This window comes from Corallococcus sicarius (genome assembly GCF_003611735.1).
In the GTDB taxonomy this organism is placed as follows: domain Bacteria; phylum Myxococcota; class Myxococcia; order Myxococcales; family Myxococcaceae; genus Corallococcus; species Corallococcus sicarius.
Genome location: NZ_RAWG01000022.1, coordinates 1 through 18,682 on the forward strand (window position 1 = coordinate 1; position 18,682 = coordinate 18,682).

Below are 18,682 nucleotides of genomic sequence, written 5' to 3' on the forward strand. Positions count from 1 at the left end.
GGGGCGGGCTGCGTCGTCGGGGGCGGCGCGTCCGTGAGGGCGCGGTCCTCCAGGGCGACGTGCGAGTGCGACGCACCGCAGCCGGTGACGAGCGCGCCCAGCAGGGACAGCATCGGGAGACGGGTCATGGCGCAGGGGTCCTGGAGACGAGACGGGCTACAGCGACGCGGAGCCGGTGCGCTGGCTCCCGCGCGCGGGCGCCGGGCGGGGAATGGACGCGGAGGACGGCAGCATCATGGAGCACGCGTCGTGGCAGCGCTCGTCCATGCAGGCGAGCGCGGCGGGCGCGGCCTGCTGGCGCGACACGTCCGCGTAGCAGGCCTCGCCGTTGCCGGGGCACTGGCTGCGCGCGGCGCACTCACAGCAGGTGGAGGCCACGGTGGCCATCAGCTGCACGTCCTGCAGCACGGTGGACAGCGCGCGGTAGCAGGCGCGGGCCGCGGGCGAGAAGCGCCCCTTCGAGTCCACCACCGACGTGCCACCCTCGAGGCCGCAGCGGCCCACGACGGCGGCGTACTTGCGCTCGCAGACGGTGACGAGCTTCGGGTCCGGCTGGCCATCCCGGGCGTTGCTGACGGCCTCCGTGCAGAGCGCGCGCGACGCGTCCTGCAGCAGCTTGACGTTGGCCTTCTCCACGTCGGAGCTGGGGGCGCCGGCGGGCGGCATCTCCGCCTCGAAGACGCACTCCTTGCCCGCGCGCAGCGTGTCGATGGTGCACGCCCACGCCGTGGGGGACACATCCACCAGGGGGGGCGCGCCCAGCGCTTCGGGGGGCAGGGACGACGGCGCGGCGCCGGGCGGCGCGGCGCCGAGGAGCATCAGGGACAGCAGGAGCATCGCCTTCATGGAGCCAGAGCGTAGGCCGTCGGCTCGCGCCGCTCAAACCGGACGGTCCAGGTGATGTTCTTCCAACACCACAGGGGCGGGTACGTCCTGACCGATACCGTCCCCCACCTTCACGGGCGGCGCCTTCGAGCGGCCCAGCACGATGGGCGGTTCGATGAGCGCGGGCGGCGTGGCCCGGGTGTCCTTCGGGTCGGGCACCCATACCGGATCGCGGACGAGCCCGCTCCGCCTCCAGCGTCGCGGCACCCGGCGGATGCCGATGGGGTACACGGTGAGTCGCCCATCCGCGTCGAAGTGGAGCCGGAGGAAGTTCTTCCAGTCCGGGATGGAGAGCGACGAGAACGCTTCGTTGGGGTGACAGGCGAACACGTTGAGCGACACCAGCAGGTACGCGCCCACCACCAGCGGCCCCACCAGCGCGCCTCCGCCGAAGAGCAGCAGCCCGCTGAACAGGTCGCGCCGCAGGCTCCAGCGCAGCTCGCCCGCCAGGGGCGAGGCGATGGAGGCCACGCCCCAGATGAGCAGCAGCGCGATGATGAGGTGCGCCGCTCCGTGCAGGCCGCCGGCCACCTGCCGCCAGCGCTTGCCCCTCCGGTCGTCCGCGAAGGCGACGCAGCCCAGCAACACCCCTGCCGCGAGCACCATCGAGCCCGTGCTCTGCAACACCGCGTTGAGGACCTCGCGGAACGGCGGCACGCCCGCGGCGGGGCCTTCGTTGAGGTTCGCGGCCACGCCCCAGCCCAGCAGCATGTACACGACGCCCATGAACGCGGCGAACCAGGGGTTGAGGCCGGTGAACGCCAGGTTGCGCCAGGTGAGGCGCCGGGACGCCGCCTGGGACGGATAGCATTCCTTCAACTCATAGCCGCCCGGTCGCTTGTCCACCTTCGGCAGGTGCGTGGGATGCAGGAACGCCCCTCCCCCACCCGCGACGATCTTCTGCCGCCCTTCCGCGTCCTCGTGCCGGCGGTAGTGGTGCAGGTCCCCCGCGAGGAACATGCTCACCTTCTTGCCCAGCACCTTCTGCTCCAGGAAGTCGATGTTGTGATCCATGAAGCCGCGGCCCGCGCGGGGCTGCACCTGCTGCTTGATCCACGCCGGCTCCGCGTTGCAGAGGATGACGCGGTCCGTGTCGGGGATCTCCCGGGCCACCTTCTGGAAGAACTCCACCTGGGACGCGTCCAGGTCGGAGTCCAGTTGCATGTCCGTGCCCAGCAGCCACCAGCCGTGCGGCAGCTTGAGCGCGAAGTAGCTGCGCTGCTGTTTCGTGCGCCAGCCCTGGGTGCGCCGGCCCTGGCAGAACAGGCGCGTGAAGGACACCAGCCCGTCGTACCAGTCGTGGTTGCCCGGCACCGCGAACAGGTGCGGCCGGCGGCGGCGGCGGTTCAACGCATCGGCGTAGGGCACCACGGTGCGCGCCTGGTACTCCTGCAGGCTCGCGGTCGGGTAGACCTCGTCCCCGCCGAACACGAGCACCTCCCCGCCCACCGTGTGGTGCACCTTGCCGGACGCATCCTTCACGTCCAGCGTCGGTGCCGTCACGGCGGAGGCCACCGCGTAGGTGGAGTCCCAGCCATCTCCCAGGTCCGACACGTAGTCCAGCCACAGCTCCTCGCGGGCGTGGCCGTCGTCGTCCTCCGAGTAGTCGAACGCGAGCGGCTGGGGCCGGGCCACCGCGTCCAGCAGCCGCCGGTCCGCCTGCCGCCCGATGGTCCCCGACAGCAGCGTCTTCAGGCCCGTCTTCGCGAGCACGCCCGGGTCGTACCAGGCCACCATCGGCTTTCCCGGTGGCTCGGCCGGCAGCGGCCCGGGCTTCTCACCCACGCCTGGAACGCTGATCACATCGGGGGTGCGGACTGCCATGGCTGCTCCTTGCCCTGGCTCGGCCTGCGGACGGGCGCGGCGCGGGAGTGGGCGTCGATGAGGTGGTCCGCGAAGCGATCCGCCAGCGCGGCGATGGTGAGGCTGGGGTTGGGACCGGTGGGGCCCGGCATCATCGCGCCGTCGGCCACGTACAATCCGGGGTGCCCGAAGGCCTCACCCGACGCGTCCACCACGCCCGTCGAGGGCGCGCGGCCCATGGGACAGCCGCCCAACGGGTGCACGGTGATGACCCGGCTCAGGTAGCTGAGCGGGTTCTCCACCAGCGTCCCCTCGAGCGTGCGGGCGATGTCCGCCATCGACTGGCGCAGCCGTTCGAAATACTGGCGTGAGCTCTTCAGCCTCCAGTCGATGTCCAGCATCCCGTCCGAGGTCAGCCGCATGTGCCCATCCGGGATGTCGCGCCCCATGCCCAGCAGCGGCAGCGACGTCGCGGAGCCCAGGGCCTCGCCCAGCAGCTCGGCGATCTCCTCGCTCACGTCCGAGTCCCGCGTGAGGCCCGTCCAGCCGCGCACGAGCCGCCATCCCAGGCGCAGGCCGCGCTTCAGCAGGGGCACCTGGTGCGCGCCCTCCTGGAGCCAGTTGACGAACTCCGGGTGGCCCGCGTCCTCGATGTAGTAACCCCGGCCCGTACCGCCCTCCTCCTGGCCCCGGAAGTGGAGCGCGCTGGTGATGACCGGGCCGCGCCCGCCCTCCAGGACGCGCGGCAGCTTCTTGCCAGTGCTCGTGTCGCGGCACTCCCGCAGGAAGCCCAGCAGGTCCCCGTTGCCGCAGAAGCGCGAGCCCAGCTGGTGGCTCAGCGCCGGGAAGTGCCGCCGGTTCTTCAGCAGCAGGTACGTGGTGCCGAACGTGCCCGCCGCCATCACCAGCCGGTCCGCCGTCACGGTGGTGCGGGGCAGCATCGACTGGGGGCCTTCGCGCGGCGTGCCTTCCGCGTGGCGGTGGTCCAGGTACTGCACGACGTAGCCTCCACCGTCGGCGGGCCAAAACTCCGTCACCTCCGCGCGCGTGCGCAGCTGCGCCCCGGCGCGCTTCGCCGCGGACAGGTACGTGTAGTCGAGCGTGTTCTTGCTGCCGGAGTTGCAGCCGATGTCGCACTCGCCGCAGAGGTGACAGGTGGTGCGCGCGCGGCCGTGGAGGTTGGGCTGCTGCTCGCGGATGGGCTCGCCCGGCACGGGCACCTCGCCGGGGTTGCCGAACGTCACCGCCAGCGGGGGGAGCTGCCAGTCGGCGGCGCGCCCCAGGCGCTGGGCGGCGAGCTTCATGGCCTGCGTCTTCGCGGTGGACTTGTAGGGCTCGTGCTCCAGCGGGTAGCGCTGCACGCCCATCATCTTCTCCACCGCGTCGTAGTGCGCCTCCAGGTCCGCGCGGGTGACGGGCCAGTCCTCGTAGCTGCCGTCGCGCGGATCCTCGTGGATGAAGGTCTCCTCCTCCTTGCGCAAGAGCACGTTGGCGTAGATGAGCGACCCGCCGCCCAGGCCCGCGGACACCACGCCGCCCAGCCCCTGGAACGACCACAGGTTGAAGAGGCCGTGCAGGCCCTTGCTCGGATCCCAGAAGTTGCGGCGCATGTCGTACGGACTGCGGGGAAACGACCAGGGCGGGTAGGCCTTGCCGCGCTCCAGCACGCACACCCGCAGGCCGGCGTCCGCCAGGCGCCACGCCATCACCGAACCGCCGAAGCCCGAGCCGACGATGACGACGTCGAAGTGCTCAGCGCTCGTGCCCATGCGTCACCTCCCCTTCCGCCTCGCTCCGCGCGCGGGGCGCGTAGAGGTCCCAGAGCGCGCCCAGGAACAGCTTGCCGAAGCGGGCCACCTGCTCCAGGCCCTCCGTCCCCTCGCGGGAGGAGCGCATGCTCGTCACCAGCCGCAGCAATTCGCGCATGCCCAGCACCAGGATGCCGGCGCCCACCACGCGGCCGCGCGCGTCGGTGCCTTCGTGGAGCTGGCAGTACAGGCGCGTGGTGTCGCGCCAGAGGTCGGGCCCCGCGTCGTCGTGCAGCGTCTTCGTGCCCTCCAGGTAGTAGTCCTGGTCGTGGGCCTGGAAGCGCAGGCCGTAGCTCATGATCTTCGTCCCCGGGTCGTCGGTGGACTTGAAGAGGTTGAAGCTGCCGTCGCGCACGGGCAGGTCGTCGCCCAGGGGCGGGTACTGCACGTGGGCCACCAGCCGGGCGGCGTGGGACGCGTCGCGGACGAAGTCGTCCATGTCGTCGATGGTGATGGTGCAGTGCATGGTGAAGGGCGTGGAGCGGCCCTCGTGGGCTCCGGCCTCGGGGTTGGTGGAGCCCAGGGCCAGCGGACCGGACATGGTCTCGCGGAAGGTCAGGTCGGGAGCGGGTCGGGTCATCTGGGTGATCTCCGAAGTGAGGGGGGAGTTCGCGGGCGGCCGCCATGCGGAGGCAGTTGCTCGCGCGGACATGACGTCCCCCCATCGCAAACGTGGTGCGGTGCGTGAAAGGCGACAACCGCCATGCAGTCCCTGCCGCGCGGCCCCTCGCCACTCCTGACCGGGGCCTCGCGGAACGGCGTGGCGCCCCCCTGACACGCAGCCCAGGACGTGCGCGCGGTGCTAAGGGTGAAGACATGGACCAGGACACGGGTTGGAGCGACTACGAGGCGGGCGCGACGCTCGGGGGCGAGGGCAGCCAGGGCGGCATCGTGGTGCGCGACGAGGGCTACCGCGGCAACCTGCGCCTCACCTACGAAGCAGACGAGGCGCGCTCCTTCCACTCCATCACCTGCGGCATCGCCGGGTGGCTGCGGCACCCGCGCTTCTTCTACACGGCCGAAGAGGCGACCCGCGCCTTCGAGGCGATGAAGCCCGCGCTGGAGGAGCTGGGCGCGAAGCTCTCCGAGGGCGGTCCGCGTTCGACAGCGGACGGACAGGCGGCGGGCCCGCTGCTCGCAGACTTCGTCGTGCGCTTCTCCTGAGGTCCGCCGCTCGCGCGTAAGGGTTGCTTAAGGTTCTCCCGCGATAACCCGGTTCGCCGTCTGGCCCCGTGCCGGAGGGTCCCGCGAGTGGCAGCCCGCCGCTCCCGGTTCACCGTCTCCCGGAGGAACCCCGGATGAAGAGCGAGACCCCTCAGGACCTGCTCCCCCAGGTCATCACGCGTCGAGGCATCCTGCGTGGCCTCGGCCTGTCGCTGGCCGCGATTCCGCTGGGCCGGCTGCTCATCGCCTGCGGTGGCGGCGAGACGGACGGCGTGCCAGGTGACACCGACGCGGGCACGACGGAGCCAGGCGTGTGGGCCACCGGCGGCACCGCGGCGATGACGGCCGCCGCCAGCTACCCGGACCCGTTCGCCGCCGGCATCGGCACGGTGTGCAACCTCACCTGCGAGTCCACGCTGGGCCCCTGCTACGCGACCACGGTGGAGCGCAAGGACATCAGCGAAGGCCACGACGGCCTGCCGGTGCGCCTGGCCTTCCTCGTCGTCGACGAGACGTGCAAGCCCATCCCGGGCGCCACGGTGGACATCTGGCACGCCGCACCGGAAGGCCTGTACTCCGGCGAGGACGCCAGCGACTTCTGCACCTCCGGCGACGCGGTGGCGCGCGCGGGGCGGTGGTTCCGCGGCGTGCAGACCACGGACGCGAACGGGCGGGCGGACTTCGACACCTGCTTCCCCGGTTGGTACAGCAGCCGCACCGTCCACATCCACTTCACCGTGCGCATCAACGGCAGCGAGTTCGTCACCTCGCAGCTCTTCTTCGACGACACGCTCAACGACGACATCATCAACCACCAGCCGCTGTACAACGCGCGGGGCGCGCGCGACACGACCAACGCCAACGACAACGTCGTCTCCGCGGAGAGCGTGGGCAACTACCTGTTCACCACGCAGCGCCTGGCGGACGGCGCGATGCTGGCGGCCAAGACGCTCGTCATCCGCTCCTCGCTCGCCAACGCGCAGTGCTCCATCCCGGGCGGCGGTGGCGGCGGTGGTGGTGGTCCGCCTCCGGGCGGTGACGGCGGCATGGGCCCGCCGCCCGGTCGCGACGGCGGCCTGGGCGGTCCGCCTCCGGGTTTCGACGCTGGCATGCCCTGAGCCAGACTTCCCCGGACAGCTCCGGGGCTTGAAGGAGGCCTGACGCATGGGGGATCGCATCCTGCTGGTGGAGGACGATGAGCCGCTCGGTTCGCAGATCCTCGGGCACCTCCGGGGCGCGGGCTTTGACGCCGTCTGGTGGCGCGAGGGCCGGCTGCTGGTGGCCGGCGAGCTTCCGGACGTGAGCCTCGTGGTGTTGGACCTGATGCTGCCCGGCACCTACGGGCTGGACATGCTCAAGGCGCTGCGGGCCTTCTCGGAGGTCCCGGTGCTCATCCTGAGCGCGCGCAACGACACGCTCGACAAGGTCCGCGCCCTGAAGCTGGGCGCGGACGACTACATGACGAAGCCCTTCTGGCCGGAGGAGCTCATCGAACGCGTGCGCGCGCGCCTGCGCCGCCCCACCCTCCAGAAGGAGCCGTCGGTGGTGGAGGTGGGCCCGCTGCGCATCGACCTCCAGGGGCACGCCGTGCAGGTGCGCGGGCGGCCGGTGGAGCTGACGCGGGTGGAGTTCGGGCTGCTCGCGGCCCTGGCGCGCAGGCCGCAGGAGGCCGTGACGCGGCAGTGGCTGGTGGACCACGTGCTGGATCCGGAGCGTGAGGGCACGGAGCGCACGCTGGACGTCCACGTCTCGCGGCTGCGGCGCAAGCTGGGCCCGGCGAAGTGTGTGGAGACGGTGTGGGGCGTGGGCTACCGGCTGGTGCCTGGGGAGGACGCGTGAAGCTGCGACTGCGGCTGGCGCTCACGGCGGTGGCGGTGACGGTGCCCACGGCGTTCGCGCTGGTGCAGGTGGAGCACTCGGTGCGCCGGCGCACGACGGACGAGGTCATCGCCGGGTCCACGCTGGCGCAGATGCAGTCCGGCGGTCGCGAGCGCTGCGAGTCCGCGCCCGACACCTGGATGGTCCGCACGCGTTCACCGCGTCCTCCGTGGGAGCGCGAGGGAGGCGGTCCGGGCCCCGACGGCGTGGGCGGTCCTCCTCCAGGCGCCCCATCCCCCGGTGGGCCGCCGCCCGGTACGGGCTCGGAGATGGGCTCGGAGACGGGGGCCCGGGGGCCGGGCAACGACGGGCCGCCCCAGAGAGGCGCTCGCGACCAGGGGCCCTTCGGCAGGCGGATGCCGCCCGTGCAGCTGTTCCCGTTCGACGGCCAGTTCGTGTCGCGCAACGCGCAGGCACCCGCGCTGGACGACGACCTGCGCGAAGGGGTGCGAGCGAGCGGCGTGGGCGTGCGCCGCTACTCCAAGGAGGACGGCGCGCTCGTGCAGGACCTGCTGCTGCGCATGCCCTGGGAAGGCGGGCCGTGCGAGTACGTGCTGGCCCGGCGCGTGGAGCCCGCGGACTCGCCGGAGGTGGGGCTGCCTCCGCTGAGCATCTGGGGGGTGCCCACGCTCATCCTGCTGTCGGCGATGGTGGTGGCCCTGGGCCCGGTGGTGCAGCGGCTGCGCCGGCTCACCGAGGAGGTGCGCGCGTCCTCGGGAAGTCACTACCGGCAGCCGGTGACGGTGCGGGGCCACGACGAGATCGCGGAGCTGGCCCGGGCCTTCCAGGAGGCCCGCGAGGAGATCCAGGCGCAGATGGCGCACCAGGAGGCCCGCGAGCAGACGCTGCGCGACTTCCTGGCCAACACCACGCACGACGTGATGACGCCGCTCACGGTGCTGCAGGGCCACCTGGCCGCGATGCAGCAGCGGCTCAGGACAGGTGACGCGCTGGAGCCGGACCTGATGAACTCCGCGATGGGCGAGGCGCACTACATGGCCTCGCTGGTGCACAACCTGGGAGCCGCGGCGCGGCTGGAGGCCGGAGCGCCCCAGGTGCAGCACGCGCCGGTGGACCTGAACGCGCTGGTGTCGCGCGTGCTGGGCCGGCACCAGCCCATCGCCCGTCCGCGTCGCATCGCACTGGAGAGCGGCGTGCCGGCGACGCCCACCTGGGTGATGGGAGACGAGACGCTCCTGGAGCAGGCGGTGAGCAACGTGGTGCTCAACGGCATCCGCCATGGGCGCGAGGACGGCCACGTGGCGGTGGTGCTGGAGACGACGCGCCAGCAGACCTTCCACCTGCGCGTCATCGACGATGGGCCGGGCATCCCGGAGGAGGAACGCTCGCGACTGTTGGAGCGCCGCTTCCGGGGCAACGCGGCCCGCACGCGGGCCCCGCAGGGCCAGGGTCTGGGCCTGCACATCGTGAACAACGTCGTGGAGCTGCACGGCTGGACGTTGACCCTGGCTCCGTCCGAGTACGGAGGACTGGAGGTCGGCTTCACCGGCCCGCTGATGACACCCACGGACTGACGGACCCGACGACGAGGACCAACCCCAACACCGTGCCGATGAGGATCGATCGATTCCGCATGGTCCGTCTTCTAGTACCACCCGGTCGCATCCAGGCGGATGAACCTGTCCGACTGTCGGACAGGTTGGCGACAAGCGCGCCCGGCAGGCCCCCCCTACCGCTTCACCGGGCAACGGGCTGGGGCCTTCCGGCGACAGCCTCCCGCAGGGCACGCAGCCACCCTGTCCGCCCCGCCTGCCGGTGGCCTAGAGCTCCCGCGGATTCATGACCGGGACCCGTTGCACCTTGCGCACCCCGCCCTTCGCCTGCGTCCGGCGCGTGTAGCCCACGGGCCGGACCGTCGGCGTTGCCAGCGTCTTCAGCGGAGGCGTGGCGCGGGCCGTCCGTCGCGTCGTCATCGCGGTCTTCGGACGCATGGGCATCGCACCGGCCCTCCGCGTCGCCTTCGGGGTCTTCCTGCGAGGCGGCGTGGCGCGGGCCATCGCGGTCGTCCTCGTGGGCGTGGCCCTGGTCATCCGCGTCGCCTTCGTGCGCGGAGTCGTCACACGGGCCCGCCGCGTCGCCTTCCCGGTCTTCGTGCGCGCAGTCGTCACACGGGCCCGCCGCGTCGCCTTCACCGTCTTCGTGCGCGAAGGCAGGGCACGCGTTGACTTCCCCACCCTCGGCTTGCGCAACGCGGGCCGCGCCTTGGGCAGTGCCGCCTTCGCCATGCGGCCCAGCCGCAGCTCGAAGCGCGCCAGCGCCGTGCGGAACATCGCCGCCTTGCGCCGGGTGTGCATCGTCGTCCCTTCCACCTTGCGGCTCCGCAGGGGGATGCGCCGTCCCGGGGCCACGCGCTCCACCGGCACCGAGCGCTGCGCGTACCGTTCCATGATGTCGCGCGCCCGCTTCACCATCCGCTCAAGCTCGCGCCGCGACAGCTCCATCAGGTTCCGCGGGACACTGGCCATCATCACCTGCCGCTCCCGCTCACTCATCAACGCCGCACCTGCATCCATCACCTTGCGCATGTCCGCCCCTCCCTGGGGTTCGCGAAACAGTCGCAAGGTGTGGTGGCCCTGCCCCGCACCGCAAGGCAGCATCCGCGCGAGCCTGCTTCACCGCCCATCCCCGCGGATATGGCCCTGTGTCCTCCGGAGATCAGGAAGCTCAGCGCGACACGGACGCGGGCCGCGCGTCCAGCAGCACCGACAGCTTCTCCAGCGCCAGCCGCGCGCGCGTCTTCACCGTGCCCAACGGCTGCCCCGTCTTCTGGGCAATCTCACTCTGGGACAGCCCCTCGAAGTACGCGAGCATCACCACCTCCCGCTGCTCCGGCGGCAGCTGCGCCAGCGCCACGCGCACCCGCGCCTGGTCCTGACTCGCGGCCACGGAGACATCCGGTGCCACCGGCATGGCGCTCGTCGGCGGCGCCTGCTGGCTGACGCCCTCCACCATCCGCGACACCGTACCCAGCGAACGCAACCGGTCGATGGAGCGCGTCCGGGCGATGGTCGTCACCCACGTCTCCAACCCTCCGCGCGCGGGGTCGAACTCACGCGCGCGGCGCCACACGTCCAGGAAGATCTCCTGGAGGACCTCCTCCGCGTCCGCGCGCGTGGGCAGCAGCCGCACCGCGATGGCGAAGGCCCGCGCCGAACACCGCGCGTACACATCGCGCATGGCATCCGCGCTGCCGAGTGCAACCTGCCGGAGCAGATCGCGGTCGGCCGACAGGTCACTCGCTTGCTGAGCGGAGGAGTCGGTAGGCGCCATGTTCATCCCGGATACCGCAACCGGAGGGGCGGATCCCAGCTTCAACCATCGAGAGTTCTCCACCCAGCCTCGCAGGGTAGTCGCCTGTCCCCTCCATCCCTAACGTTGACAGGCCAACGCGACCAGGCGGTCGCCTCTTCAATCAACAACACCCGCAAATTGCCGCCTGGAGCCACCCACTCACAGTCCTATAAGCCACCGTCAGCCGATATGACCGACAGACTCGGAAGCGTGTTCATCGAGAACGTCCAGCCGGAGCTGGACGCAGGGCGCTACGCCATCAAGCGCATCGCCGGGGAGAGCCTGACCGTCCGCGCGGACATCTTCAAGGAAGGCCACGACGTCCTCGTGGCCGTCGCGCGCTGGCGCCAGGTCACCCCCGCCGCCCAGAAGACGGACTGGGCCGAGGTGCCCCTCACCCACAAGAGCAACGACGCCTGGGAGGGAGTCATCCCCCTGGCCCGGAACGGCCGCTACGAATACACGATTGAAGCGTGGCCGGATCTCTTCCGCACCTGGGCGCACGAGCTGAAGCGCAAGGTGGATGCGGGCCGCGACGTGAAGAGCGAGCTGCTCGAAGGGGCCGCCCTGCTGGAAGGCGCCGCGGCGCGCGCGAAGGATGTCTCCGCCGAGGACAGCCGCATGCTCGCCGAGGTGGGGGCCCGCCTGCGCACGCCGCCCGCTCCGGAGCACCTCCTCGCCGCGCTGTCGCCGGAGCTGGCGGACGTGGCGTCACGCCACCCGGACCGCACGCTCGCGCGCCGCTACGACCAGGTGCTGGAGGTCTTCGCGGACCGGGAGAAGGCTCGCAACGCCGCCTGGTACGAATTCTTCCCGCGCTCCGCGAAGCGCGACGGCAAGACGCACGGCACGTTCAAGGACGCGGAGGCGTGGCTGCCGTACATCCAGAAGCTGGGCTTCGACACCGTCTACCTCCCGCCCATCCACCCCATTGGCCGCACCGCGCGCAAGGGCAAGAACAACACCCTGCGCGCGCTGCCCGGTGACGTGGGCAGCCCGTGGGCCATTGGCGCCGCGGAAGGGGGCCACAAGGCCATCCACCCGGAGCTGGGCACGTTCGCGGACTTCCGCGCGTTCGTGGACGCGGCGCAGGCGCACGGCATCGAAGTGGCGTTGGACCTGGCGTTCCAGTGCGCGCCGGACCACCCCTACGTGAAGGACCACCCGGAGTGGTTCCAGCACCGCCCGGACGGCACCATCAAGACGGCGGAGAACCCGCCCAAGCGCTACGAGGACATCGTCAACTTCGACTGGATGGGCCCCGCGCGGGACGCCCTCTGGAAGGAGCTGAAGTCCGTCGTCCTGTTCTGGGTGGACCACGGCGTGCGCACCTTCCGCGTGGACAACCCGCACACCAAGCCGATGCAGTTCTGGCACTGGCTCATCCGCGAGGTGCAGGACCTGCACCCGGACGTGCTCTTCCTGTCCGAAGCGTTCACCCGCCCCAAGGTGATGAAGGCCCTGGGCAAGGTGGGCTTCACCCAGTCGTACACGTACTTCACCTGGCGCCTCTTCAAGGACGAGCTGCGCACGTACCTGGAGGAGATCACCCAGCCCCCGGTGGCGGACTACTTCCGCGGCAACCTCTGGCCCAACACGCCGGACATCCTGCCGGAAAACCTCCAGAACGCGGGCCCGGGCGCCTTCCGCCTGCGCGTGGCGCTGGCCTCCACGCTGTCGTCGGTGTGGGGCATGTACTCCGGCTACGAGCTGTGCGAGGGCCGGCCGGTGCCGGGCAAGGAGGAGTACCTGGACTCGGAGAAGTACCAGCTCGTCGCCTGGGACTGGGACAGGCCGGGCAACATCTCCGACTGGATTGGCAGGCTCAACGCCGCGCGCAAGCAGCACCCCGCGCTCCAGCAGTACACGGGCCTGCGCTTCTTCGAGTCCGACAACGAGCGCGTCCTCTTCTACGGCAAGCGCACCCCGGACGGCACCAGCACGGTGCTGGTCGCGGTGAGCCTGGATCCCTACGCGCCGCAGGAGGCCCTCCTGCACGTGCCCATGGAGTGGTTGGGCGTGAAGCCGGAGGAGACGTATCAGGTGCATGAATTGATGGCCGACCAGCGCTCGCTGTGGCAGGGGCCAGACGTGCAGGTGCGCCTGACGCCCGAGCAGCCCGCAGCCCTCTACGCCGTGTACCGCTTCCGCCGCACCGAGCACGCGTTCGACTACTTCGAGTGACACCCTTTTGAGAGGCGTATGGACCTGGATCCGCTCTGGTACAAAAAGGCGCTCATCTACGAGCTGCACATCCGCGCATTCCATGACTCGAACGGGGACGGCCACGGGGACATCCCGGGCCTGATTGAGAAGCTGCCGTACCTGCAGGACCTGGGCGTGGACTGCATCTGGCTGCTGCCGCACTACCCTTCCCCGCTGCGCGATGACGGCTACGACATCGCGGACTTCTACGGCATCCACCCGGACTACGGCACGCTGGCGGACTTCCAGCGGCTGGTGGAGGAGGCCCACAAGCGCGGCCTGCGCATCCTCACGGAGCTGGTGGTGAACCACACCAGCGACCAGCACCCCTGGTTCCAGGAGGCGCGGCGTGACCCCAAGAGCCCCAAGCGCAACTGGTACGTCTGGAGCGACACCGACGAACAGTACAAGGGCGCGCGCATCATCTTCACCGACACGGAGCGCTCCAACTGGACGTGGGATCCGGTGGCCAAGCAGTACTTCTGGCACCGCTTCTTCAGCCACCAGCCGGACCTCAACTACGACAACCCCGAAGTGCAGGAAGCCATGCTGGACGTCATGCGCTTCTGGCTCAACATGGGCGTGGACGGGTTCCGCTGCGACGCCGTGCCCTACCTCTTCGAGCGCGAGGGCACCAACTGCGAGAACCTCCCGGAGACGCACGCGTTCTTGAAGCGCCTGCGTAAAACAATCGACTCCGAGTACCAGGGCAAGGTGCTGCTCGCGGAGGCGAACCAGTGGCCCGCCGACGTGCGCGTGTACTTTGGCGAGGGCGACGAGTTCCACATGGGCTTCCACTTCCCGGTGATGCCCCGCCTGTTCATGGCGGTGCGCCGCGAGGACCGCACGCCCATCGTGGAAATCATGCAGCAGACGCCGGACATCCCGGACAACTGCCAGTGGGCCATCTTCCTGCGCAACCACGATGAGCTGACGCTGGAGATGGTGACGGACGAGGACCGGGACTACATGTACCGGGAGTACGCCACCGACCCGCGCATGCGCATCAACCTGGGCATCCGCCGCCGGCTCGCGCCGCTGATGGACAACGGCCGCCGGCGCATCGAGCTGATGCACAGCCTGCTGTTCACCCTGCCCGGCACGCCGGTCCTCTACTACGGGGACGAGATTGGCATGGGCGACAACATCTACCTGGGCGACCGCAACGGCGTGCGCACGCCCATGCAGTGGACGGGCGACCGCAACGCGGGCTTCAGCCGCGCGGACTATGCGCGCCTGTTCGCGCCCGTCATCGCGGATCCCGTCTACGGCTACCAGTCCATCAACGTGGAGGCGCAGGACCGGCAGAAGTCCAGCCTGCTCCAGTGGGTGAAGCGGATGATCCGCATCCGCCAGCGCTACCCCGTCTTCGCCATGGGGACGCTGAAGTTCCTCACCACGGAGAACCGCAAGGTGCTGGCCTTCGTGCGGGAATGGCAGGGCCAGTCCGTGCTGGTCATCTGCAACCTGTCGCGCTTCGCGCAGCCGGCCGTGCTGGACCTGCGCGAGCTTTCGGGCGCGGTGCCCGTGGAGCTGATTGGCGAGACGGCGTTCCCCCGCATCAGCGACCTGCCCTACCAGCTGTCGATGGGGCCCTACATGTTCCTCTGGTTCCGGTTGGACAAGCCAATGCCGGGGAAGGAGTAAACGCGCGTGACGACCTTGGACCTGACAAAGCTGCCTGACTTCCTCAAGGCCCAGCGCTGGTTCGCCGGCAAGGCGTGGCCCATCAAGAGCGTCAGCGTGGCGGACCACGTCTCCATGAACCTGGGCACGTGCTCCTTCACCCTCGCCATCGTGGAGGTGGTGTACGAGCTGGGCCACCCGGAGCGCTACCAGCTCCAGGCGAGGATGGGCCCGGACGGCCTCCACAGCGCGCTGGAGGATGACGACTGCGTGCGCGCCGTCTTCAACCTGGCGCGCGAGGGCAAGCAGCTGCCCTCCGGCTCCGGCCGGCTCGTGGGCGAATGGATTTCCTCCACCGACAGCGGCGTCGCCCTGCCGGATCCGCTGCCGGTGCGCCGGCTCAACGTGGAGCAGAGCAACACGTCGCTGGTGCTGGGCGAGCGGGTCATCATCAAGATCATCCGCAAGCTCGAAGCGGGCGTGAACCCCGAGTACGAGGTGGGCCGCTTCCTCGCGACGAAGACGTCCTTCCGCGCGACGCCGCAGCTGTTGGGCGCGCTCAACCTGGAGGGGCCCGCGGGCGCGACGCTGGCCCTGGCGCACCGCTTCGTGCCGGACGCCGTGGACGGCTGGAAGTACACGCTGGACAGGCTGCGCCAGCAGAAGGCCCCTGGCGACGGCTTCACGCAGGACATGCGGGAGCTGGGCGCGAAGCTGGGAGAGCTGCACAAGGCGTTCGCCTCCGCGGGGCCGGACGACCTGGCCTTCTCCCCGGAGCCGCTCCTGCTGGAGGACCTGCAGCGCTGGAGCGCGTCCATCGTGGGCGAGCTGGGCGTGACGCTGGCGGACGCGGGGCGGCTGCACGCGGATCTGGAGGGCCGGCGCGAGGGGCTCATCGCGTACGCGAAGAAGCTGGCGCACGTGGCGCCCTCCGGCCTGAAGATCCGCATCCACGGCGACCTGCACCTGGGCCAGGTGCTGCGCTCGGACAACCAGTGGCTCTTCTTCGACTTCGAGGGCGAGCCGTCCCGTTCCTTCACCGCGCGCCGGGAGAAGTACAGCGCGCTGCGCGACGTGGCGGGGATGCTGCGCTCCTTCGACTACGCGGAGGCCACCGTCGCGCTGGAGGGCGGCCAGCCGCGCGGGCGCGTGGGCCCCACCCGCGAAGCGTTCCTGGAGGGCTACCGCACCGCGACGCGCGGGGCGCCCTTCCTGCCGGACAACGACGAGGCCTTTGACGTGATGCTGCGCGCCTTCGAGCTGGAGAAGCTGTTGTACGAGGTGCGCTACGAGCTGGCGAACCGGCCCGACTGGGTGCGCATCCCCGTCGAGGCCCTGTTGCGGATGGAGGATGCCCAGTGAGGAAGCCGGCGGACAGAGCCCAGGTGGAGGCGGAGCTGCAACGCGTGGTGGAGCTGCGCCATCCGGAGCCGCACTCGGTCCTGGGCGTGCACCCGGACGGGGATGGCATGGTGGTCCGGGCCTACCGGCCAGAGGCCGTCTCCATCAACGTGCTGCCGGAGTTCGGCGGCAAGGTGCCCATGGTGCACCGCACCGGCGGCGTCTTCGAGGCGCGCATCAACGGCCGCACGGAGCCCTTCGGCTACCTGCTGGAGGTGGAGTACCCGGGCAAGAAGGTCTTCACCCTGCGCGACCCGTACAGCTTCCTGCCCACGCTGGGGGAGTTGGATCTCTACTTCGCGGGCGAGGGGCGCCACGAGCGGCTCTGGGAGCGCATGGGCGCGCACCTCATCCACCACAACGGGGTGAAGGGCGTGTCCTTCGCCGTCTGGGCGCCCACGGCGGCCAGCGTGTCGGTGGTGGGCGACTTCAACGGCTGGGACGGGCGCCTGCACAGCATGCGGCGCATGGGCTCCTCGGGCATCTGGGAGCTGTTCATCCCGGAGGTCGGCGAGGGCACCCGCTACAAGTTCGAGATCCGGCCCGGCCATGGTGAAGGGCGGCTGCTCAAGTCGGACCCCTTCGCCTTCCGCACGGAGACGCCGCCGGCCACCGCGTCGGTGGTGCATGACCTGGACCGCTACGCGTGGGGTGACACCGCGTGGCTGGAGGCGCGCGGCCAGCACAAGGACGCCGCGCACCAGCCCTGGAGCGTCTACGAGGTGCACCTGGGCAGCTGGCGCCGCGTGGTGGAGGACGGCGACCGGCCCATGACGTACCGCGAGCTGGCGCCGGAGCTGTCGCGCTACGTGAAGGAATTGGGCTTCACCCACGTGGAGATGCTGCCCGTGTCGGAGCACCCCTACGGCGGCTCCTGGGGCTACCAGGTCGGTGGCTACTACGCGCCCACGTCGCGCTTCGGCCACCCGGACGACTTCCGCTACCTGGTGGACTACCTGCACCAGGAGGGCATCGGCATCATCGTGGACTGGGTGCCGGGCCACTTCCCGCGTGACACGCACGCGCTGGGCAACTTCGACGGCACGTCCCTCTACGAGCACGCCGACCCGCGCAAGGGCGCGCAGCCGGACTGGGGCACGCTCGTCTTCAACTTCGGCCGCAACGAGGTGCGCAACTTCCTCATCGCCAACGCGTTGTTCTGGCTGGAGGAGTACCACATCGACGGGCTGCGCGTGGACGCGGTGGCCTCCATGCTCTACCTGGACTACAGCCGGAAGCACGGCGAGTGGATCCCCAACCGCTGGGGCGGGCGCGAGAACGAGGAGGCCATCCAGTTCCTGCGCGAGCTCAACGACACCATCCGCCGCAAGCACCCGGGCGTCGTCGTCATCGCGGAGGAGTCCACCGCGTGGCCCAAGGTGAGCCAGCCCACGAGCGAGGGAGGCCTGGGCTTCCACTTCAAGTGGAACATGGGGTGGATGCACGACACGCTGTCGTACTTCGGCAAGGATCCCATCCACCGGCAGTACCACCACAACCAGCTCACCTTCGGCCTGCTGTACGCGTTCAGCGAGCACTTCATGCTGCCGCTGAGCCACGACGAGGTAGTGCACGGCAAGGGCAGCCTCTACGGCCGCATGCCGGGAGACCCGTGGCAGAAGCGCGCCAACCTGCGCGCGCTCTTCGCGTGGATGTGGGCCCACCCGGGCAAGAAGCTCATCTTCATGGGCGGCGAGTTCGGCCAGCCGGCGGAGTGGAACCACGACCGCAGCCTGGACTGGCACCTGCTCCATGACGCGGGCCACAAGGGCATCCAGAAGCTCATGTCGGACTTGAACCGCGTCTACCGCGAGCTGCCCGCGCTGTACGACTCGGACAGCGAGCCGGTGGGCTTCCAGTGGCTCCAGCCGGACGCCTCCGCGGCGAACGTGCTGGCCTTCGTGCGCCGCTCCCGCACGCCGGGGCGTCACGTGGTCTGCGTGGCCAACCTGTCACCGGTGCCGCGCGAGAACTACCGCGTGGGCTTCCCGCTCCAGGGCCGCTACGTGGAGTTGGTCAACAGCGACGCCAGTGAGTACGGCGGCAGCGGCCTGGGCAACCAGGGCCAGGTGCACACCGAGCCCACCGGCTGGGACGGGCAGCCCGCGTCGGCGGCCCTCACCCTGCCCCCGCTGTCGGTGGTGTGGTTCACGCCGGGCTGAGGCTTCACGCTGGACCGCAGACGTCCCCGCGGTGTCAGGCGCCCGGGGACGTCTCAGCGCTCTGCTTCATCCGGGACGAGCACGGTCTTCAACCGCGCCAGGATCGCCTCCGGCACGTCGATGAAGGACAGCCCCACCTCGAAGCGCGCGACCGCGTCCTTGGGGAGCTTGATGAGCCAGACGATGCGCGCCGTGCACTCCAGCGAGCTGCCGTCGGGCATGAACAACTCCAGGTCCAGGCGGCTGCCCACCTCCTGCGCATCGTCGGAGTAGATGCGGGCGCCCCCAAGGCTGACATCGAGCACCTGCTTCTTCTCGCCCAGCTTCATCCGCGCGGGGCGCGAATAGAGCGGAGCGTGCAGCCGGGGGAAGGCTCGGCGATCGATGTGGGAGGTCGTCTGGGTCGTCACGATTGGCCATCCTAGCGCGCCTGTCACG

General features: G+C 70.4%; 15 protein-coding genes. 8 read left to right on the forward strand and 7 right to left on the reverse strand.

Translation table 11 applies throughout. The features are described from left to right. Positions 1-156 precede the first annotated feature (156 nt). Genes D7X12_RS05135 through D7X12_RS05150 form a run of 4 tightly spaced genes read right to left on the reverse strand, consistent with a single transcriptional unit; the run spans position 157 to position 5,076 of the window. Positions 157-846, reverse strand: a complete 690-nt coding sequence (locus D7X12_RS05135) for a hypothetical protein (RefSeq protein ID WP_120624150.1) — start codon at positions 844-846, stop codon at positions 157-159. A gap of 33 nt (positions 847-879) precedes the next feature. Then, positions 880-2,709 carry a hypothetical protein gene (locus D7X12_RS05140; RefSeq protein ID WP_244224356.1) on the reverse strand — a complete coding sequence of 610 codons (1,830 nt, stop codon included), beginning with the start codon at positions 2,707-2,709 and terminating at the stop codon, positions 880-882. After that, positions 2,685-4,457, reverse strand: a complete 1,773-nt coding sequence (locus tag D7X12_RS05145) for a GMC oxidoreductase (RefSeq protein WP_120624152.1) — start codon at positions 4,455-4,457, stop codon at positions 2,685-2,687. The genes D7X12_RS05140 and D7X12_RS05145 overlap by 25 nt, the downstream gene beginning before the upstream one ends. Continuing rightward, positions 4,441-5,076 (reverse strand): hypothetical protein, encoded by a 636-nt coding sequence (locus tag D7X12_RS05150; protein ID WP_120624153.1) that lies wholly within the window; start codon positions 5,074-5,076, stop codon positions 4,441-4,443. The genes D7X12_RS05145 and D7X12_RS05150 overlap by 17 nt, the downstream gene beginning before the upstream one ends. Positions 5,077-5,312: 236 nt before the next feature. Here D7X12_RS05150 and D7X12_RS05155 point away from each other — a divergent pair, with 236 nt between their 5' ends. The 4 genes from D7X12_RS05155 to D7X12_RS05170 all read left to right on the forward strand — a co-directional run bounded on the left by D7X12_RS05155 (position 5,313) and on the right by D7X12_RS05170 (position 9,073). Further along, positions 5,313-5,660: a hypothetical protein gene (locus D7X12_RS05155; RefSeq protein WP_120624154.1), complete on the forward strand. Its 348-nt coding sequence runs from the start codon at positions 5,313-5,315 to the stop codon at positions 5,658-5,660. A gap of 134 nt (positions 5,661-5,794) precedes the next feature. Next, positions 5,795-6,778: a dioxygenase family protein gene (locus D7X12_RS05160; RefSeq protein WP_120624155.1), complete on the forward strand. Its 984-nt coding sequence runs from the start codon at positions 5,795-5,797 to the stop codon at positions 6,776-6,778. 46 nt (positions 6,779-6,824) lie between these two features. After that, the gene (locus D7X12_RS05165) at positions 6,825-7,499 is read left to right on the forward strand and encodes a response regulator transcription factor (RefSeq protein ID WP_120624156.1); all 675 of its coding nucleotides are present in this window, start codon (positions 6,825-6,827) and stop codon (positions 7,497-7,499) included. Next, positions 7,496-9,073, forward strand: coding sequence for a sensor histidine kinase (locus D7X12_RS05170; RefSeq protein WP_120624157.1), 1,578 nt, complete (start codon positions 7,496-7,498; stop codon positions 9,071-9,073). Before D7X12_RS05165 ends, D7X12_RS05170 begins: the two co-directional genes overlap by 4 nt. Before the next feature lie 246 nt (positions 9,074-9,319). Here D7X12_RS05170 and D7X12_RS05175 read toward each other — a convergent pair whose 3' ends face one another. Next, the gene (locus D7X12_RS05175) at positions 9,320-10,084 is read right to left on the reverse strand and encodes a hypothetical protein (protein WP_120624158.1); all 765 of its coding nucleotides are present in this window, start codon (positions 10,082-10,084) and stop codon (positions 9,320-9,322) included. 139 nt (positions 10,085-10,223) lie between these two features. Beyond that, the gene (locus D7X12_RS05180; RefSeq protein WP_120624190.1) at positions 10,224-10,829 is read right to left on the reverse strand and encodes a sigma-70 family RNA polymerase sigma factor; all 606 of its coding nucleotides are present in this window, start codon (positions 10,827-10,829) and stop codon (positions 10,224-10,226) included. 210 nt (positions 10,830-11,039) lie between these two features. Here D7X12_RS05180 and D7X12_RS05185 point away from each other — a divergent pair, with 210 nt between their 5' ends. From D7X12_RS05185 to glgB, 4 genes are read left to right on the forward strand one after another with little or no spacing between them, the layout of a single operon-like run. Further along, entirely contained in the window at positions 11,040-13,034 is a 1,995-nt protein-coding gene (locus D7X12_RS05185; RefSeq protein ID WP_120624159.1) for an alpha-1,4-glucan--maltose-1-phosphate maltosyltransferase, read from the forward strand. An 18-nt stretch (positions 13,035-13,052) separates the two neighbouring features. Then, positions 13,053-14,702 carry a maltose alpha-D-glucosyltransferase gene (gene treS / locus D7X12_RS05190; RefSeq protein WP_120624160.1) on the forward strand — a complete coding sequence of 550 codons (1,650 nt, stop codon included), beginning with the start codon at positions 13,053-13,055 and terminating at the stop codon, positions 14,700-14,702. 6 nt (positions 14,703-14,708) lie between these two features. Continuing rightward, complete coding sequence (locus D7X12_RS05195; protein ID WP_120624161.1) at positions 14,709-16,043, forward strand: phosphotransferase; 1,335 nt, start codon at positions 14,709-14,711, stop codon at positions 16,041-16,043. Next, on the forward strand, positions 16,040-18,244 hold the full coding sequence (glgB, locus tag D7X12_RS05200) for a 1,4-alpha-glucan branching protein GlgB (protein ID WP_120624162.1): 2,205 nt from the start codon (positions 16,040-16,042) through the stop codon (positions 18,242-18,244). The genes D7X12_RS05195 and glgB overlap by 4 nt, the downstream gene beginning before the upstream one ends. 53 nt (positions 18,245-18,297) lie before the next feature. Here the strand turns inward: glgB and D7X12_RS05205 are convergent, their stop codons facing one another. Further along, positions 18,298-18,654: a PilZ domain-containing protein gene (locus D7X12_RS05205; RefSeq protein WP_244224357.1), complete on the reverse strand. Its 357-nt coding sequence runs from the start codon at positions 18,652-18,654 to the stop codon at positions 18,298-18,300. Positions 18,655-18,682: the final 28 nt, after the last annotated feature.

Excerpts from the sequence above, each read along its gene's own strand:
- D7X12_RS05140 (WP_244224356.1), bottom strand. The coding sequence starts at position 2,709 with ATGGCAGTCCGCACCCCCGATGTGATCAGCGTTCCAGGCGTGGGTGAG.
- D7X12_RS05165 (WP_120624156.1), top strand. The coding sequence starts at position 6,825 with ATGGGGGATCGCATCCTGCTGGTGGAGGACGATGAGCCGCTCGGTTCG.
- D7X12_RS05180 (WP_120624190.1), bottom strand. The coding sequence starts at position 10,829 with ATGGCGCCTACCGACTCCTCCGCTCAGCAAGCGAGTGACCTGTCGGCC.
- D7X12_RS05160 (WP_120624155.1), top strand. The coding sequence starts at position 5,795 with ATGAAGAGCGAGACCCCTCAGGACCTGCTCCCCCAGGTCATCACGCGT.
- D7X12_RS05185 (WP_120624159.1), top strand. The coding sequence starts at position 11,040 with ATGACCGACAGACTCGGAAGCGTGTTCATCGAGAACGTCCAGCCGGAG.
- D7X12_RS05135 (WP_120624150.1), bottom strand. The coding sequence starts at position 846 with ATGAAGGCGATGCTCCTGCTGTCCCTGATGCTCCTCGGCGCCGCGCCG.
- D7X12_RS05175 (WP_120624158.1), bottom strand. The coding sequence starts at position 10,084 with ATGCGCAAGGTGATGGATGCAGGTGCGGCGTTGATGAGTGAGCGGGAG.
- D7X12_RS05150 (WP_120624153.1), bottom strand. The coding sequence starts at position 5,076 with ATGACCCGACCCGCTCCCGACCTGACCTTCCGCGAGACCATGTCCGGT.
- treS (WP_120624160.1), top strand. The coding sequence starts at position 13,053 with ATGGACCTGGATCCGCTCTGGTACAAAAAGGCGCTCATCTACGAGCTG.
- D7X12_RS05145 (WP_120624152.1), bottom strand. The coding sequence starts at position 4,457 with ATGGGCACGAGCGCTGAGCACTTCGACGTCGTCATCGTCGGCTCGGGC.
- D7X12_RS05155 (WP_120624154.1), top strand. The coding sequence starts at position 5,313 with ATGGACCAGGACACGGGTTGGAGCGACTACGAGGCGGGCGCGACGCTC.